16 protein-coding genes and 2 tRNA genes are annotated in these 17,498 nt (G+C 62.1%); 10 read left to right on the plus strand and 8 right to left on the minus strand.

The window, feature by feature from the left end; translation table 11 throughout:
• Positions 1 to 19: 19 nt before the first annotated feature.
• A complete protein-coding gene (locus LB577_RS10585) occupies positions 20 to 610 on the minus strand; it encodes a hypothetical protein (protein WP_224686671.1) in 591 nt (196 codons plus the stop codon).
• Between the two features lie 353 nt (positions 611 to 963).
• Between LB577_RS10585 and clpP the strand changes: the two genes are divergently transcribed.
• The 4 genes from clpP (at position 964) to LB577_RS10605 (ending at position 6,318) form a co-directional block, all read left to right on the plus strand.
• On the plus strand, positions 964 to 1,593 hold the full coding sequence (gene clpP, locus LB577_RS10590; protein WP_013895939.1) for an ATP-dependent Clp endopeptidase proteolytic subunit ClpP: 630 nt from the start codon (positions 964 to 966) through the stop codon (positions 1,591 to 1,593).
• Positions 1,594 to 1,887: 294 nt separating this feature from the next.
• A complete protein-coding gene (gene clpX / locus LB577_RS10595) occupies positions 1,888 to 3,162 on the plus strand; it encodes an ATP-dependent Clp protease ATP-binding subunit ClpX (RefSeq protein WP_013532190.1) in 1,275 nt (424 codons plus the stop codon).
• A gap of 274 nt (positions 3,163 to 3,436) precedes the next feature.
• On the plus strand, positions 3,437 to 5,848 hold the full coding sequence (gene lon / locus LB577_RS10600) for an endopeptidase La (protein WP_224686672.1): 2,412 nt from the start codon (positions 3,437 to 3,439) through the stop codon (positions 5,846 to 5,848).
• A 197-nt stretch (positions 5,849 to 6,045) separates the two neighbouring features.
• Positions 6,046 to 6,318, plus strand: coding sequence for an HU family DNA-binding protein (locus LB577_RS10605; RefSeq protein ID WP_006201846.1), 273 nt, complete (start codon positions 6,046 to 6,048; stop codon positions 6,316 to 6,318).
• An 85-nt stretch (positions 6,319 to 6,403) separates the two neighbouring features.
• Here LB577_RS10605 and LB577_RS10610 read toward each other — a convergent pair whose 3' ends face one another.
• Complete coding sequence (locus LB577_RS10610; RefSeq protein ID WP_023764120.1) at positions 6,404 to 7,426, minus strand: aldo/keto reductase; 1,023 nt, start codon at positions 7,424 to 7,426, stop codon at positions 6,404 to 6,406.
• 176 nt (positions 7,427 to 7,602) lie between these two features.
• Here LB577_RS10610 and LB577_RS10615 point away from each other — a divergent pair, with 176 nt between their 5' ends.
• Together LB577_RS10615 and LB577_RS10620 are read left to right on the plus strand one after the other, a co-directional pair.
• A complete protein-coding gene (locus tag LB577_RS10615; protein WP_411969237.1) occupies positions 7,603 to 8,169 on the plus strand; it encodes an SIS domain-containing protein in 567 nt (188 codons plus the stop codon).
• 3 nt (positions 8,170 to 8,172) lie between these two features.
• Entirely contained in the window at positions 8,173 to 8,916 is a 744-nt protein-coding gene (locus tag LB577_RS10620) for a creatininase family protein (protein ID WP_224686674.1), read from the plus strand.
• Positions 8,917 to 9,087: 171 nt separating this feature from the next.
• Here the strand turns inward: LB577_RS10620 and LB577_RS10625 are convergent, their stop codons facing one another.
• The 3 genes from LB577_RS10625 to LB577_RS10635 form a co-directional block, all read right to left on the minus strand.
• Positions 9,088 to 10,005 (minus strand): carbohydrate ABC transporter permease, encoded by a 918-nt coding sequence (locus LB577_RS10625; RefSeq protein ID WP_023776324.1) that lies wholly within the window; start codon positions 10,003 to 10,005, stop codon positions 9,088 to 9,090.
• A 12-nt stretch (positions 10,006 to 10,017) separates the two neighbouring features.
• A complete protein-coding gene (locus LB577_RS10630; RefSeq protein WP_224686675.1) occupies positions 10,018 to 11,139 on the minus strand; it encodes a carbohydrate ABC transporter permease in 1,122 nt (373 codons plus the stop codon).
• A gap of 91 nt (positions 11,140 to 11,230) precedes the next feature.
• Entirely contained in the window at positions 11,231 to 12,895 is a 1,665-nt protein-coding gene (locus tag LB577_RS10635) for an ABC transporter substrate-binding protein (RefSeq protein WP_224686676.1), read from the minus strand.
• A 293-nt stretch (positions 12,896 to 13,188) separates the two neighbouring features.
• Between LB577_RS10635 and LB577_RS10640 the strand changes: the two genes are divergently transcribed.
• The 3 genes from LB577_RS10640 to rbsK are packed head-to-tail and all read left to right on the plus strand — an operon-like array spanning position 13,189 to position 15,683.
• Entirely contained in the window at positions 13,189 to 14,238 is a 1,050-nt protein-coding gene (locus tag LB577_RS10640) for an ABC transporter ATP-binding protein (RefSeq protein WP_224686677.1), read from the plus strand.
• A 43-nt stretch (positions 14,239 to 14,281) separates the two neighbouring features.
• On the plus strand, positions 14,282 to 14,734 hold the full coding sequence (locus LB577_RS10645; RefSeq protein ID WP_023764125.1) for an RbsD/FucU family protein: 453 nt from the start codon (positions 14,282 to 14,284) through the stop codon (positions 14,732 to 14,734).
• 4 nt (positions 14,735 to 14,738) lie between these two features.
• Entirely contained in the window at positions 14,739 to 15,683 is a 945-nt protein-coding gene (rbsK, locus tag LB577_RS10650; RefSeq protein WP_224686678.1) for a ribokinase, read from the plus strand.
• A 196-nt stretch (positions 15,684 to 15,879) separates the two neighbouring features.
• Here the strand turns inward: rbsK and LB577_RS10655 are convergent, their stop codons facing one another.
• Positions 15,880 to 16,425 (minus strand): hypothetical protein, encoded by a 546-nt coding sequence (locus tag LB577_RS10655; RefSeq protein WP_224686679.1) that lies wholly within the window; start codon positions 16,423 to 16,425, stop codon positions 15,880 to 15,882.
• 314 nt (positions 16,426 to 16,739) lie between these two features.
• Positions 16,740 to 16,816, minus strand: a tRNA-Asp gene (locus LB577_RS10660).
• Positions 16,817 to 17,033: 217 nt separating this feature from the next.
• On the opposite strand from LB577_RS10660, the gene LB577_RS10665 reads away from it, so the two are divergent.
• Positions 17,034 to 17,109, plus strand: a tRNA-Val gene (locus LB577_RS10665).
• Positions 17,110 to 17,210: 101 nt separating this feature from the next.
• Here LB577_RS10665 and LB577_RS10670 read toward each other — a convergent pair.
• Positions 17,211 to 17,477 (minus strand): hypothetical protein, encoded by a 267-nt coding sequence (locus tag LB577_RS10670; RefSeq protein ID WP_224686680.1) that lies wholly within the window; start codon positions 17,475 to 17,477, stop codon positions 17,211 to 17,213.
• Positions 17,478 to 17,498: the final 21 nt, after the last annotated feature.

Below are 17,498 nucleotides of genomic sequence, written 5' to 3' on the forward strand. Positions count from 1 at the left end.
CGTGGGGTCGTCTATGTCGCTAGTCCTGGCAATGCCTTGGAATATGTACGCGCCGCCAGCCTGACGACCCTTCGCGCACCAGAACGCGCCTTGCGACGGTCTGGTAAGAGGCGGGAATATCGATGACGCGCCTTTGCTCGGGCCGAACCAGCACCTCCTCGGCGATCCGGTCATACTGCGCCGCAATGACGATGCGCCGTGTGCGCTCCGGCTGGACCACCACGGTCTCGGCGACGCGTTCGTAGCGCGCCTTGTGCCAGACCTTGCACAGCACCCTGCGGCCATGGATGACGCGCCATTCCCAGGAATATCCGCCATCAGCGACCTGGACCGTATGGTAGACGGTGCGGGTGACGGCGGGCACGACCTCGTAGCTCACCTGGGCCGGAACGGTCATCACCACGCGTTCGCGCGTGCCGTAGATGGGCGGGTCGTAGTCTACATGCTGGCCTGGCGGGCTGACCATCACGTCCTCGTAGACCGTGTCGTAGACGGCAGGCGAACGGACCGGCTCATAGCATTCGACGGCGCGGCCGCCGGCCGCCGTCGGCGAAATCGTGCCGAGCACGGTCAGCCCGGCAATGGTGAAGCACGCGATTTTCCCAGGCATGGCACTCCCCCTGCTGAACGGCTCAATGACAGTTCAACGTTGGATTGTAGGGGAAGCGGCTTCGGAGGAAAGCGGTTTCGGCGCATTTCGTTAAGTGACGCGGTTAAGAAATTGCTACCCGGCTGACCCGGGGGTGTGCGTTATAGAGCGGCAGAAGCGTCGGCCGCTGCGAATCCTTGGCTGGAAACCTTGATTCGACTTACCCAGATGGCTAGGACGGGTCGGCCTTGCACAAGGATGAGCCGGCATCCTATTTACAGAACAACGATCCAGAACCGATTCTGCCCGACTTGCCAGCCCACTTGCCAGCCTTCCCCGGAGCCGGAATCCCACCGCGAGATAAGAGACAACGAATGAAGAACCCCGTCGAAACCTACATGAACCTCGTTCCGATGGTGGTCGAGCAGACCAATCGCGGCGAGCGCGCCTACGACATTTTCTCGCGCCTCCTCAAGGAGCGTATCATTTTCATCACCGGTCCGGTTGAGGACGGCATGGCGACGCTGGTCTGCGCGCAGCTCCTGTTCCTCGAAGCCGAGAACCCGAAGAAGGAAATCAACCTCTATATCAATTCGCCGGGCGGTGTCGTCACCTCGGGCATGGCGATCTACGACACCATGCAGTTCATCAAGCCGGCGGTGTCGACGCTCTGCATCGGCCAGGCGGCCTCGATGGGCTCGCTGCTCCTGACCGCCGGCCACAAGGACATGCGCTTCGCCACGCCGAACGCCCGCATCATGGTTCACCAGCCCTCCGGCGGTTTCCAGGGCCAGGCGTCCGACATCGAGCGTCATGCCCAGGACATCATCAAGCTGAAGCGCCGCCTCAACGAGGTTTACGTCAAGCACACCGGCAAGAGCTACGAAGAGATCGAGAAGACGCTCGACCGCGACCATTTCATGACCGCCGACGAGGCCAGGGACTTCGGCCTCATCGACAAGGTCATTTCGTCGCGCGAGGCGGCCGAGGGAGCGCTGGCATAAGGGCTTGTTGGCAGTTGGATGGCACCATTACGCGCTTTTGGCGCGTCTTGCGTCATTTCGGCCACAATTGGCTGTTCCCTCGACGGTCAGGATTGCCTACGTTAAGGCTATGTTGATTTTCGACGGCTTAGCTTTGCGTGGGGAGCTGCGAATCATTGCCACGTTTTCTGATTTGTGTTTCGTACGGAATACGTTGCGGGAGCCGGGACACTGGCGGCGGCGGATTCCCGCGATAGATTGAAGTTGCGCCCTTTCAGCCAGACCATCGGCGGGCGGCCATGAAAGGACATGAAAATGAGCAAGGTCGGCAACAACAGCGGTGATTCCAAGAACACGCTCTATTGCTCGTTTTGCGGCAAGAGCCAGCACGAGGTGCGCAAGCTGATTGCTGGCCCGACGGTCTTCATCTGCGATGAATGCGTCGAGCTCTGCATGGACATCATCCGCGAGGAGAACAAGACCTCGATGGTGAAGTCGCGCGAGGGCGTGCCGACACCGCAGGAGATCCTCAAGGTTCTCGACGATTATGTCATCGGCCAGCCCTACGCCAAGCGCGTGCTGTCGGTGGCGGTCCACAACCACTACAAGCGCCTCGCGCATGCCGGCAAGAACAACGATGTCGAACTGGCGAAGTCCAACATCCTGCTGATCGGCCCGACCGGTTGCGGCAAGACGCTGCTCGCGCAGACGCTGGCCCGCATCATCGACGTGCCGTTCACAATGGCGGACGCCACGACGCTGACCGAAGCCGGCTACGTCGGCGAGGACGTCGAGAACATCATCCTGAAGCTGCTGCAGTCGGCCGACTACAATGTCGAACGCGCCCAGCGCGGTATCGTCTACATCGACGAGATCGACAAGATTTCGCGCAAGTCCGACAATCCCTCGATCACCCGCGACGTGTCGGGCGAGGGCGTGCAGCAGGCACTTCTGAAGATCATGGAAGGCACGGTCGCCTCCGTGCCGCCGCAGGGCGGCAGGAAGCACCCGCAGCAGGAATTCCTGCAGGTCGACACCGCCAACATCCTGTTCATCTGCGGCGGCGCCTTCGCCGGACTGGACAAGATCATCTCGGATCGCGGCCGCAAGACCTCGATCGGCTTCGGCGCCGTCGTCGCTTCGCCGGAAGATCGGCGCACCGGCGATGTCTTCCGCCTGGTCGAGCCGGAGGATCTGTTGAAGTTCGGTCTGATCCCGGAATTCGTCGGCCGCCTGCCGGTCCTGGCGACGCTGGAGGACCTCGACGAGCCGGCGCTGATCCAGATCCTGACCGAGCCGAAGAACGCGCTGGTCAAGCAGTATCAGCGGCTGTTCGAGATGGAGAATGTCGACCTGACCTTCCACGAGAACGCCTTGTCGGCGATCGCCAAGCGCGCCATCGAGCGCAAGACCGGTGCGCGCGGCCTGCGCTCGATCATGGAAGCGATCCTGCTCGACACGATGTTCGAACTGCCCGCGCTCGAAGGCGTGCGCGAAGTGGTGATTTCGGAGGAAGTGGTGACCGGCAGCGCCCGGCCGCTCTACATCTACTCCGAGCAGAAGGAAAAGAAGGGCAACGTCAGTGCCTGATATGGCACTTCAGCCCATATTTTTGTGGAACGGCGCCCTTGCGGCGCCGTTTTGCTATGACGGGCCTACGACCGTTGCAATGGAATGGATTGCGGACGATGTTAACTCTTGATCTTTGCCCCGCTTGCATCCACCTAACACGAGAAGGCCGAGGTGCCCGATTTCTGTGCTGTAAAACTCCCGTCACAAACGGTGGTAGGCGGAACGATCCCCGGTCGTTAATATAAGATTCGCGGTTGGCTCAATTAGCGGCCGCGACATGAAAGGTTGGACAATGGCCAAAATATCCAAGGCTCCCAGCGACGGCGTCTTCGCAGTCCTGCCACTGCGCGACATCGTGGTGTTCCCGCACATGATCGTTCCGCTCTTTGTCGGGCGTGAGAAATCGATCAAGGCGCTGGAAGAGGTGATGGGGCAGGAAAAGCAGATCCTGCTTGCCACCCAGATGAATGCCGCCGATGACGATCCCGAGCCCGATGCCATCTTCGATATCGGCACGCTCGCCAATGTGCTGCAATTGCTGAAGCTGCCCGACGGCACCGTCAAGGTTCTGGTCGAGGGCGCCTCGCGCGCGAAAATCGTCTCCTTCACTGACCGTCCCGACTTCCACGAGGCCCGCGCCACGGCGCTGGTCGAGCCGGAAGAGGAAGAGGTCGAGGTCGAGGCGTTGGCGCGTTCGGTCGTCACCGACTTCGAGAACTACGTCAAGCTGAACAAGAAGATCTCGCCTGAAGTGGTGGGCGCTGCCAGCCAGATCGACGACTATTCCAAGCTCGCCGACACCGTTGCCTCGCATCTCGCCATCAAGATCCCCGAGAAGCAGGAAATGCTGGCCACGCTCTCGGTCAAGGAGCGGCTGGAAAAGGCGATGGGCTTCATGGAAGCCGAAATCTCCGTCCTGCAGGTGGAGAAGCGCATCCGCTCGCGCGTCAAGCGCCAGATGGAGAAGACGCAGCGCGAATACTACCTCAACGAGCAGATGAAGGCGATCCAGAAGGAGCTCGGCGAAGGCGAGGACGGCCGCGACGAGGCCGCCGAAATCGAGGCGCGCATCAAGAAGACCAAGCTCTCCAAGGAGGCCCGCGAGAAGGCGGAAGCCGAATTGAAGAAGCTGCGGACGATGTCGCCGATGTCGGCGGAATCGACCGTCGTGCGCAACTACCTCGATTGGCTGCTGTCGATTCCGTGGGGCAAGAACTCCAAGGTCAAGCAGGATCTGGCTTACGCGCAGAACGTGCTTGATACCGATCACTTCGGCCTCGACAAGGTCAAGGACCGCATCGTCGAGTACCTTGCCGTGCAAAGCCGCCAGAAGAAGCTGAAGGGGCCGATCCTGTGCCTCGTCGGCCCTCCCGGCGTCGGCAAGACCTCGCTCGGCAAGTCGATCGCCAAGGCGACCGGCCGCGAATTCATCCGCATGGCGCTGGGCGGCGTGCGTGACGAAGCCGAGATCCGTGGCCACCGGCGCACCTATATCGGCTCGATGCCCGGCAAGGTCATCCAGTCGATGAAGAAGGCGAAGAAGTCCAACCCGCTCTTCCTGCTCGACGAGATCGACAAGATGGGCCAGGACTTCCGTGGCGATCCGTCGTCGGCGCTGCTCGAGGTGCTCGATCCCGAGCAGAACTCGACGTTCATGGACCATTACCTCGAGGTCGAGTACGACCTGTCGAGTGTGATGTTCGTGACGACGGCCAATACGCTGAACATCCCTGCGCCCTTGATGGACCGCATGGAGATCATCCGTATCGCCGGCTATACCGAGGACGAGAAGATCGAGATCGCCAAGCGGCACCTGATGCCGAAGGTGGTGCGCGATCACGCGCTGCAGCCGAAGGAGTTCTCCGTCGGCGAGGACGCGATCCGCGCCATCATCCAGACCTACACCCGCGAAGCGGGCGTCAGGAGCCTGGAGCGCGAGCTGATGAAGCTCGGGCGTAAGGCGGTGACCGAGATCCTGAAGACGAAGAAGAAGACGGTGACCATTACGGCGGCGAACCTCGCCGATTACCTTGGTGTCCAGCGCTTCCGCTTCGGCCAGGTCGAGGCTGACGATCAGGTCGGTGTCGTTACCGGGCTTGCCTGGACGGAAGTCGGCGGCGAGCTGCTGACGGTCGAAGGCGTCATGATGCCCGGCAAGGGCCGCATGACGGTGACCGGCAATCTGCGCGACGTGATGAAGGAATCGATCTCGGCGGCGGCCTCCTATGTCCGCTCGCGCGCGCTCGATTTCGGCGTCGAGCCGCCGCTGTTCGACAAGCGCGACATCCACGTCCACTTGCCGGAAGGCGCCACGCCGAAGGACGGCCCGTCCGCGGGTGCTGCCATGGCGACTGCCATCGTGTCGGTGCTGACGGGTATTCCGGTCCGGGCTGATGTGGCGATGACTGGCGAGATAACGCTTCGCGGCCGCATCTTGCCGATCGGCGGCCTCAAGGAGAAGCTGCTCGCCGCACTGCGCGGCGGCATCAAGAAGGTGCTGATCCCGGAAGACAACGCCAAGGATCTGGCGGATATACCGGACAACGTGAAGAACGGCATGGAAATCATTCCGGTCTCGCGGGTCGGCGAGGTGTTACGCCATGCGCTGGTGCGTATGCCGGAGCCGATCGAGTGGGTCGAACCGGTCAATCCGCCGGCAACGACGGACACCACCGACGATGCCGGAAAGTCGCTTGCACATTAGTAATTGCTAAAGTTGCAGCGCACAAACAGAAGAGCCGGGCCTCGCGCCCGGCTTTTTCATGTGAAAAACCCCGGAATTCCGGGCTTTTCCCGGTTTTTTCCTGCCTTTTCGACTTGGTTGCGGAAGCGCTTCTTTCTAAAGTCCGTTTCCTGCCGGATGAGTCGTTAGTTCCGGTGTTCTCATGGAAGGGAATTTTTATGAACAAGAACGAACTGGTGTCCGCTGTCGCCGACGCCGCGAGCATTTCGAAGGGTGACGCGCAGTCGGCGGTCGATGCGGTATTTTCCGTGATCACCGGCGAACTGAAGAAGGGCGGCGATGTCCGGCTTGTCGGCTTTGGCAATTTCACCGTGTCAAAGCGTGCGGCTTCGACCGGCCGCAACCCTCAGACCGGCGCCGAAGTGAAGATCCCGGCACGCACCGTGCCGAAGTTCTCGGCCGGCAAGGGCCTCAAGGACGCAGTCAACTAAGCGTTTTTTCTTTTTCAGAGACCAGAAAAGCCGGGCCCGCCCGGCTTTTCGTTTTTGTGCGGTCGACCGTGAGGGCCGCCCCGGCCTATGCGGTCGGCGCCTCGGTGCGCATCAGGCCTTCCTTCTTGAGGTCGGCCCACAGGGCCGCGGGCAGCTTGGCGTCGAGCAGCGACCGGTTGCTCTCCACTTCGCTCGGCCGCTGGCCGCCGGGGATCACCGAGACGACCGACGGATGCAGCAGCGGGAACTGCAGCGCCGCCTCGATCAGCCTGACGCCATGGCGCTTGCAGACGCTCTCGATGCCCGCGACCCGCTCAAGGATGTCCTTGGGGGCCTCGGAGTAATTGTAGTAGGCGCCCGGCTTCGGCCCGGTTGCCAGGATGCCGGAATTGTAGGGGCCGCCGAGAACGATGCCGATGCCGCGCTTCTGGCAGAGCGGCAGGAAGGACGTCAGCGCCTCCTGTTCCAGCAGCGTGTAGCGCCCGGCAAGCAGGAACAGGTCGAAATCGCCGCGCTCGGCCAGCGTCTGGGCAACCTGCCATTCATTGATGCCGCCGCCGAACGCCTTGATCACGCCCTGGTCACGCAATGACAGCAGCCCGTAATAGCCCGAGCGCATGAACTCCTCGATGCGCTGGTCGGACGCTTCCTTGCTGCCATGGGTGAAGATGTCGACATCGTGCACGAAGAGAATATCGATGCGGTCGACGCCGAGGCGCTCCAACGAGGCCTCGAACGAGCGCATGACGCCATCATAGCTGTAATCGTACACCTCGCGCCGCGACGGCGTGTCGAAGAACTTGCCGATGCCCGTGCGTTGTTCCGGCGGGCAGGCGCGCATGATGCGGCCGACCTTGCTCGACAGCACATAGTCGTCGCGCTTCCTGCCGCGCAGGAACGGGTTGAGGCGTGTTTCAGACAAGCCAAGCCCGTAGAGCGGCGCGGTGTCGTAGTAGCGGCAGCCGGTCCCCCAGGCGGCCTCGAGCGTGGCATTGGCGTCCTCGTCCGAAACGGCGCGGTAGAGATTGCCGAGCGGCGCGGTGCCGAAGCCGAGCTCGGTAAAAGTGATGCCGCCATTGCCGATGCGGTCGAAATGCCGTGTCTTCATGTCCTGCAGTGTCCCGGATTGATCTGTGCGTTGATTTGTCTGACATGACATTATCATGCCTGTGATCAGGCAAAAGCGCCGCGCGGCGTTGGACACGCATTTTCACGGTTGCTAGCATGAACGAAATCAAGCTGTTCGTGGGAAAATCGCAGGATGATTTCGAGGGCGGGTTTGCCGTGAGCGACCGGAGCGAAAACCTGTTCAAGACCGCGCTTGCCGAACTCGGCGGCGTGCTGGCGCGCGTCGACGAGAGCCGGATCGATGCCGCCTGCAAGATGCTGGCTGATGCTGGACGGGTCGTCGTCTATGGCTGCGGCCGCGAGGCCTTGCAGGTCAAGGGCTTTGCCATGCGGCTCTATCATCTCGGCCTGCCGGTTTCCGTGGTCGGTGACATGAACACGCCGCCTCTGGGGCCGGGCGACGTCTTCCTGGCCAGCTCCGGGCCGGGAGAAACCACGACCGTGCTGAGTTTGATGCAGGTTGCGCACGCCGCCGGCGCGACCAACCTTCTGCTGACTGCCCAGGCCGAAAGCAGCGCTGCAAAGCGCGCCGATTTCACGCTGCTCATTCCCGCACAGACCATGGCCAACGATCAGGGCGCGCAGAAGACATCGGTGCTGCCGATGGGCTCGGTGTTCGAAGGAGCGCTGTTCCTGCTGTTCGAAGTGATGGTGCTGAGGCTCAAATCCCTGACCGGCGCGTCGCCTGAAGCCATGCGCGCCCGCCACACCAACATGGAATAGATCATGCGCTATGAACTGATGCTGCCGCACCAGATCCGCACGGCGATCGCCGAGAATTGGCCGGTCGCGCTGCCGCTCGGCGTGCTCGAATACCATGGCGAGCACATGGCTGTCGGCATGGACACGCTGGCCGTCGTCAAGACACTGGAACTGTTCGAGAAGGAGAGGGAGGTCGTCATCCTGCCGCCCTTCTATTACGGCGCCGCGAGCTATGCAGTGGCGCCGCCGGAAGGCACGGGCTCGGTACAGGTCGGCGGCAATCAACTGGCGCCGTTCGCGGAAGAGCTGTTCTACAGCCTGCTGCGCATCGGCTTTCGCAACATCCACGCTATCATCCACCACCAAACCGAAAATTTCGCCGCCGGCATGCCGACCGACCTCGCCTTCAAGACCGCCGGCCGTCAGGCGATCTTCCGTTTCCTCGAAAAGCAGCGCGGCGAGGGCTGGTGGGGCTCTCCAGCGATGGCTGACTACTATGCTGGACACGCCGAGGGTGAAAACTTCTTCAACTGGGTGCAGGTGCATCCGCTGATGCCGGCGGCCATGAACGGCAAGTACCCGTTCGACCACGCCGGCATCGGCGAGACATCGCTGATGCTGGCCTTATGCCCGGAAGCTGTCGATGCCGCCCATTTCGCCGACAACACCGGCTGGTACACGGCAAGCGCGCCGGAGGCCTCGGCTGAACTTGGGCAAAAGGGCGTCGCGATGATTATGGACCATCTGCGGGCAATATTGTCGGCTTAGGCGGCTCTTTCCTTCTCCCCTTGCGGGAGAAGGTGGCCGAGCGAAGCTCGGTCGGATGAGGGGTGCTCCAGGGAACACCAACGTCTCACTCCGCTGGAACACCCCTCAACCGTCTCGGCGCTGCGCGCCGATCCACCTTCTCCCGCAAGGGGAGAAGGGAAGCGGCGACCGCTACTTCACGGCCCCCGCGGTCATGCCCATGATCAGATAGCGTTCGAGCGCAATCCCGATGACCGCCAGCGGCGCAATCGCCGCGGTGGCAAGCGCTGCCATCGACCACCAGTTGATGCCTTGCGAGCCGGTCTGGCTCGCTACCATGACGGGAATGGTCTTGGCATCGGTCGAGGTCAAAAGCGCGGCGAAGAAATACTCGTTCCAGCACAGCACCATCGCCAGGATGAAGGCGGCGACCATGCCCGGCAGCGCGATCGGCATGACGATACGGAAAAAAGCGCCCCAGATCGACAGCCCGTCGACGAGCGCTGCTTCCTCGAGCTCGACGGGGATGGAATTGAACTGGTCGCGCATGATCCAGATGACGATCGGCAGCACCATCAGCGTGTAGAGCAGGATCAGCCCGATGCGGGTGTCGAGCATGCCGACTTCCCGGTAGAGCACCAGGAAGGGCAGGGCGAGCACCACCGGCGGCAGGATCAGCTGCGACAGGAAAAAGAAGGAGATGTCCTCGTTCTTGAACCAGGCGAATTTGTAGCGGTAGCGCGTCAGGCCGTAGGCGGCGAGGCTGCCGATGACGATGGCGAGGCTGGACGCGCCGACCGAGGTGATGACCGAGTTCATGAAGCGCTTGAAGAACTCGTCGCGCACGGTGGAGGTCTGGAAGATCGAATCCGGCGACAGGCCGAGCGATCGCCAGCCCTTCCAGTCCGGCCAGAAATCGACGAAGGGGATCAGATGCCCTTGCGTGACGTCGACCGCCGATTTGAACGAGGTCGTTATCGTCCAGTAGATCGGGAACAGGCAGATGAAGGCCCAGAAGACAAGCGCGCCGTAGATGAAGACACGGCTGGTGATGAAGCTCGCCGGAGAGCGGATTTCGGAAACGGTGTATTCGGTTGTCTGAACGCTCATGATCCGGCCGCTCTAGTTCACGTTGCGCACGAAGCGGTTGGCGATCTTCAACAGCCAGGTCACGAATACGACGATGATGACGAGATAGGCCATCGCCAGCATGGTGCCGTAGCCGACATTCGAGCGGTCGCGGTATTCGCGGTAGATGAAGCTGGAGACGGAATCGGTCGCGCCGCCCGGGCCTCCGGACGTCACGGTGATGATGATGTCGGCAAGCTTCAGCTTGAAGATGATGCGCAGGATGACCGCGGTCACCGAAACCGGCAGCATCAGCGGGAAGGTGACCTGCCAGAAGGTCTGCCAGGCATTGGCGCCATCGACGCGGGCCGCCTCCAGCACCTCGCGCGACATGGCCTGCAGGCCGGCCAGCAGCATGATCATCATGAACGGAATGAAAGTCCAGGCATCGAGCAGCATGATCGAGATGCGCGCAATGATCGGGTCGGAAAAGAAGGCGGGATTTTCCCAACCGAGATGGCGCGCCAGCGTCGCCGCCGGGCCGAACCGGTACTCCATCAGCGATTTGCCGATCATCCAGGACACGGCGACCGGCGACAGCATCAGCGGCATCAGGAAGACGACGCGGAAGAATTTTCGCGCCCGGATCTGTGCGTTGAGCAGAAGGGCCAGCCCAAACGCGATGACATATTCGACCAGCACCGCCAACACGTAGAGCACCATGTTGAACAGCGCGTTGCGGTAGTAGGGATCGCCCAGCATCTGCCAGAAATTGTCGAGCCCGTTGAACTTGCGGCCCGAGAACGAACTCAGGTTCCAGTCCGTCAGCGCGATGTAGAAACCGAACAGCGTCGGGAAGATCACCATGGCGATGGTGAACAGCAGCGCCGGCAGCAGGAACAGCGCGCGTTGGCCGTCCTCGCCGCGCGTCAGCACCTGGCCGACGCCGAGCGCCACGCCCCACAGCACATAGGCATAGACGACCGGGCGCCAGGTCTCGAAACCGACGGTGTCGGCCTCGGTCTTGTACAGGATCTCGATCACGATGATCGCCAGCAGGCCGAGCGTCGCCGCAGCCATCAGCGCCCAGCCAAGCCGTTTGCGGGCCGGGGAAATCAGATCGTAAGCGCCGGCATCTGCCGGCCACTGGTTTGCGGTCGAAGTCTGGTCAGTCACAAATCTCGCCCGTTTGGAAGGCCCCTGGATGAGCCGGAGCCCGGTCTAAAGTGATCCGGCGTTGCCGCCGGACCACGGTTCATAGGCTAGCCTACATGCCGAGCGAGGCCTTGTAGAGCTTGATCTGGTTGTCGCGGCCGATCTGGTCGGTCAGCTTCTCCCAGGCTGCTGCAATGGCGTCCGCGCCTTCCTGCGCCTTCATCTTGCCGGCGAAGGTGTTGGCCAAAATATCCTCGGCGGCGGAATAGTACTGGAAGATGCCGGGGATACGCGGCTCGATCGCCGCATTCGGGTGGTTGTAGCTGTCGCCCTCCGACTTGAGATACGAGGTGATGAAGGCCTCGTCATAGCCGGCCGCCACCCACTCGGGAATGTCGAAATGCGAGTTGCGGTAAGGCTGGAAGCCCGACGGGTACATGGCCGTCCAGATCGACAGGTCCTTGCCGCCGAGATGGGCGGCCGCGGACCATGCCGCCTTCTTCTTCTTCTCGTCGGCATCGACCCGGGCCATGACATAGACGCCCCAGCCGAGATAGGCGCAGTTCGGCGCGTAGTTCGGCCCGCTGGCGAGCTTGTCCCACTTGCCGGTCTTCGAATTGTAGACGTCGTCCGAGCCCGGCAGGATCGAGAAGCCGGTGACGTCGCCGATGACCGAGGAATCGTTGGTCTTGACGTTGGAGCCGACGTCGCCCCACCAGGTGACCATCGACCCGGTACCCGCCAGGAACTGCTGGAAGGCGGTGGTGTTGGGATCGGCGTTGATCTGGTCGGCGGGTTCGGACGGCAGCGCGTCGATGACGTCCTGGATGGCGCGCACCCAGGCCGGGTTGTTGACGCGCGGCTTCATGGTGTCGGCGTCGAACAGCCAGGCCTTGTCGTCGGGGTGCTTGGCATAGGCGGTGGCGCGGCTGCCGAGGAAGTAGAAGCCGAAGCCGCCCCACGGCTTTGGCGCGTCGAGATAGCCGTAGACGTCCTGGTCCTTGAGCTTCTTGCCCTTGAGGAACTTGGTCACGGCCTGCACCTGCTGCCAGGTCTTCGGCACGCCCCATTCGCTTTCGCCGCCGCCATCCTTCCAGGCCTTGGCCAGATCGGCATCGGCGAACACGTCGGTGCGGTAGTTGAAGTTGTGGGCGTCGCCGTCGACGGTCACGCGGTACTGCTTGCCGCTCCAGGTGCCGACAGGCGGCTTCAGATAGTTGACGAGGTCGTCGAAATCGATCTGCGTCTTGACCCAATCGGGCATCTCGGACGTCAGGCCCTTGCCACAGACATCGCCTTCGAACGGCGCGCCCATCTCGATGATGTCGAAGTCGACGGTGCCGGTGGCGATCGACTGCTGCAGGCGGGCATTGTAGTCGGCCTGCGCCAGGTCGATCCAGCTGATCTTGGCGCCGGTATAGGCCTCCCACGGCTTCAGGAAGCCGCGGAACAGCACATTGTGCAGGTTCTGGTTGTTGAGGCCCATGAAGGTCAGCTCGACGCCGGCGAACTCACCTTCCTTGACATTGGCCTTGGTCGCTTCGAGGCAGAGCTCGCCGACCTTCTGGAAGTCGGCATCGGTCGGCTGGCCTTTGCCAACGCCGGGAATCTGCAGGATTTGCTTGCGCAGCTCGCTTGCCGCGGAAGCAGGGCGTGTCAGGGCGCCGAGCCCCACGCCGGATGCCGCCGCGATCGCGGCCATGCTGGCCGCGCCCTTCAATATGTCGCGCCTTGTAGCGCCGGCACGGGTCAGTTTTTCGTAAAGATCGACTCTCATGTACCATTCCTCCCAGAACAACAGCCGTGATTGAAATGCCAACTTCTCTCGGACGCCGGAACGTCGACGGTTCTCCTCGATAAAACAGGGACCTGAGACCCCACCCAGTGTCCGCCTGGAGCTCCGTCTTCCGGGTCAAAGGTCCGGCATTCGGAATTGGCGACCATCACTATTCTCGCAACGCGATGGCGTGTCAACGAGATCGGGTTTTTATCTATAAGGGACCGACTTGCCCTGGCAGGTCGCGTTGGTTAGCTTCTGCGCCTACGGCCGGTGGAGCCGATGGGGGAGATATGGCTCAAGTCGCAATCAGCAAAGTGGCCAAGGCCTTCGGAACCGTCAAGGTTCTGCACGAAGTCAGCGTCGATATCGCCGATGGCCAATTCGTGGTGCTGGTCGGCCCTTCGGGTTGCGGCAAGTCGACGCTGCTCAGGATGGTGGCCGGGCTGGAGACCGTCTCGGGCGGTACGATCGCCATCGGCGACCGCGTCGTTAATCATTTGCCGCCGGCCAAGCGCGACATCGCCATGGTGTTCCAGAACTACGCGCTCTATCCGCACAAGACGGTGGAGCAGAACATGGCCTTTGCCTTGAAGCTGCGGAAGACCGACCCGGCCGTGGTCGCCGAGCGGGTCAAGCGCGCCGCCGACATCCTCGACCTCAACCCTTATCTGAAACGCTACCCACGGCAGCTCTCGGGCGGGCAGCGCCAGCGCGTGGCCATGGGCCGCGCCATCGTGCGAAATCCGCAGGTGTTCCTGTTCGACGAGCCGCTCTCGAACCTCGACGCCAAGCTGCGCGTGCAGATGCGCACTGAGATCAAGGAACTGCACCAGCGGCTGAAGACCACCACCATCTACGTCACTCACGACCAGATCGAGGCCATGACCATGGCCGACAAGATCGTCGTCATGCGCGACGGCCGCATCGAGCAGGTCGGCGCGCCGCTGGAATTGTTCGACCGGCCGGCGAACCTCTTCGTTGCCGGCTTCATCGGCTCGCCTTCGATGAACCTGCTCAAGGGTGTGGTGCGCAAGGGCGGCGTCGACATAGCCGGAACGCTGTTCCCGATCGCCCCCAACAATGCCGTACAGGACGGTCGGGCCGTCGTTTACGGCGTACGACCGGAACATCTCGAAATCCATCCCGATGGCGTGCCGGCGAAGATTTCGGTGGTCGAGCCGACCGGCTCGGAGACGCTGGTTTTCCTGCGCTTCGGCGATGGCGAGATGGTGGCGCTGTTTCGCGAGCGCCACGACTTCAAACCCGGCGACACGCTCAAGCTGCGGCCAAGGCTCGACCATATCCACCTGTTCGACGCCGAGACAGGCAAGCGTCTCTAAATCTCGGCGTCTCTGATCTCAAACGGACTTCACGAGGACCATCATGCTCAAAGGGATCCATCCGTTGCTCAATGCCGACGTGCTCCAGGCATTGCGGGCGATGGGACATGGCGATGACCTGATCATCGCCGACACCAATTTTCCGGCCGCTTCGGTGGCGAAGCAGACCGTGCATGGCAAGCCCCTGCGCATCGACGCGCCGGCCGCAGAGGTGGTCAAGGCGGTGCTGTCGCTTTACCCGCTCGATACGTTCGTCGAGGACTCGGCCGCGCGCATGGAAATCGTCGGCAAGCCCGACGAGATCCCGCCGGTGCAGACGGAAGTGCAAAAGGAGATCGACAAAGCCGAGGGCAAGGCCTGGCCGATGATCTCCGTCGAGCGCTATGCCTTCTATGAGCGTGCCAAGCAGGCTTATTGCGTCATCCAGACGGGCGAGCGCCGCTTCTATGGCTGCTTTGCCTTCCGCAAGGGCGTCGTGCCGCCGGACGCGGAGTAGCGGCATGGCCTCGGGCAAGCCGGTCGTCATGAAGCCTGTGGTCATATTGGGGGTCTTCGTTGCCGACACCGCCTATCGCGCCGATCGCCAGCCGCGCATGGGTGAGACGATTCTCGGCAATTCGTTCAAGCTCGGACCTGGTGGCAAGGGGTCCAACCAGGCGGTGGCCGCCGGTAAGCTCGGCGCCGACGTCACGTTTCTGAGCCGCCTTGGCGTTGATCCTTTCGCTGACATGGCGAAGCAGACCTGGGCGCAGGCAGGTGTGAAAAGCGCCGTCATCGACACGCCGGACAGCTATACGGGCGCCGCCTACATCTTCGTCGAGGAGGGAAGCGGCAACAACGCCATTATCGTCAGCCCGGGCGCCGCCATGCTGATCTCGCCGGCGGACATCGAGGCCAGCGCGGACCTGATCCGCGCCGCCGGCGTCTTCGTCACCCAGCTCGAACAGCCGATCGATGCGGCGATGCGGGCATTGGAGATCGCGCGCGGGGCAGGGGTGACGACCATCCTCAACCCGGCTCCGGCGGCCAAGCTTCCCGACCGCATCTACACGCTCTGCGACTATCTCACGCCCAACGAGACCGAGACGGAGGAATTGACCGGCATGAAGGTCTCCTCGGTCGACGAAGCGCGGGCCGCCGCGGACAGACTGCTCGAAAAGGGCGTCGGCACGGTCATCGTCACGCTCGGCGACAAGGGCGCGCTGCTGCACGCGAAAGATCGCTCGGAGCATGTTCCCGTCATCAGCGCAGGCCAGGTGGTCGAAACCACGGGAGCAGGGGACGCCTTCAATGGCGGCTTCGCCGCGGCCCTGTCGCGAGGCGTGGAGCCACTGGAGGCTGTGCGCTTCGCCTGCGCCGTCGCCGGCATTTCCGTTACGCGTCCAGGCACGGCGCCATCGATGCCGACGCTGCAGGAGGTCGAGGCGCTGCTGGCGAAGGGTTGAGATAGTTGAGATTCGCGAGCCAACCGAACCATCAGGCTGTTCCAGCCCTGATGCATGCCGCCCAACAATGACCTCGGTTTTGGGACCTCGGTTTTGGTAGAACGGCATGCATAGAAACTAAGGACCCAAAGCGCGTCGCATGAACCCGCTTCAACGCGATGCGCCTTGGATGTCCCGTGAGCGATCGTCTGACCAGTTACTGCTTGATGTAGCAGCGCTTTCTCCGATCAGGCGCGGGATCGCCGAATGCATCGTTGTCGCATTGGACACCGTTGCGGAACACGTCCTGCGTGAATCGGCCGCGCGCTCCGTACCTGACCACTTTGCGGCCATCGAAGTCGCAGAACTCACCTTCATCGGCACAGACTGCCCAGCTCTCGCGGCGCGGCGCGTCGTAATCGTCATCCGACTGGTCCCGGTCGCGCATGACGATGAAACACGACTTCGGCCTGCCCGGTGCTGGGTCGCCAAAAACGCGATTTGAACAGGGCACTGCGTTTCGCTCGATGTAGCGCGAGGTCGTGCGGCCCCGGGCGCCGTACACCACCTCGGCGGGGTACGGCAGACGGCAGATGCCGCCCTCGCGCGCGCACTGCTGCAGCCGGTCGGCCGACGCGGTCGCTGGGAAAAGGGCGGTGGCGACCATCGTTACGGCACCCAGGTAAAGGAGCGTGAATATCGTGCGTACAGGAATGTTTCGTGCGATTGACACTGTAAGTCCTCCATGCCGTTTCGGCAGCATATCTGTGCAGCTCCGCTGACTGCGAAATGAATGGAGCGCTTTGTGTGCAAATCCGCAAGCGGGATCCGCAAGACCAAACACGGCTCTACGGTTTCAAGAGCTGCTTTTCAGCATATTGGAGTGGCCTCCCGTTTGCCACACCGTCGCGTATGCATGTTTGGTTTTTTGAAGCCGGCTGTGAAGACCGTCGGCGGTGTACGATCGGCGCGGGGGCGATCACTGACCGCGCCTCGACACTTCATTTCTGAAAGTGGACCTTGACAATTCATGTCGGCATTTCCCTTGTGCCAAGAGTTTGAAACCCTTGAGAGAAATGGCGCGAGTGACGGGGCTCGAACCCGCGACCTCCGGCGTGACAGGCCGGCACTCTAACCAACTGAGCTACACCCGCGCATTGACGAGCACGTGTCAGCCGTGTTCGTCATTGGGGCGCTGGATAAGGGGTTCGCCACCGGGTGTCAAGCGCACCAAACGATCATAACAGCAAACTGGAGAAGGTTTTTTGACAGCCGGCGTTTTGTTGGCAAATCCGGCCCGCGAACAGGGCGTCGCCTTTTCATTTGGCCTTGCGAAGCCGGTCCCGACCGCTTAAAGGTCCGGCCCGGAGCGGGCGATTAGCTCAGTTGGTAGAGCGCTTCGTTTACACCGAAGATGTCGGCGGTTCGAGCCCGTCATCGCCCACCATTCCGGTCACATAGTCCCTTCACCACTGCGTCGATGTCAGCAGCACGGACTGCAACGAGATTGACCGGCATGTATGTCCGCTGGAGGGTCGGTCGCCAGCGTCAAGGATTTTGAGCGCTCTTCAGGTCCTGAATTTCCTCAAGCAGGTTTTTGACCAATATCTGGTAGACCTGCGTGAGTTCCGCTGGCGTGAGTTCGACCCGGATATCGTACGAGCCGGCATAGTTCACTTGCAGAGTCGCCGTCCCGAACAGCGTCGTGGTGCCGTCGCGAATATCAGTCGCCACGATCAGGTTTTGGACAGGCTGGTCAAGCAGGATGACGCCAGCTTCGCCGGGATGGTTATGGGTCGTTGTCCTAATTCTCATATCGGCCTCCTGTTCACACAC

This window comes from Mesorhizobium sp. B283B1A, from assembly GCF_020165735.1.
GTDB classification, from domain to species: domain Bacteria; phylum Pseudomonadota; class Alphaproteobacteria; order Rhizobiales; family Rhizobiaceae; genus Mesorhizobium; species Mesorhizobium opportunistum.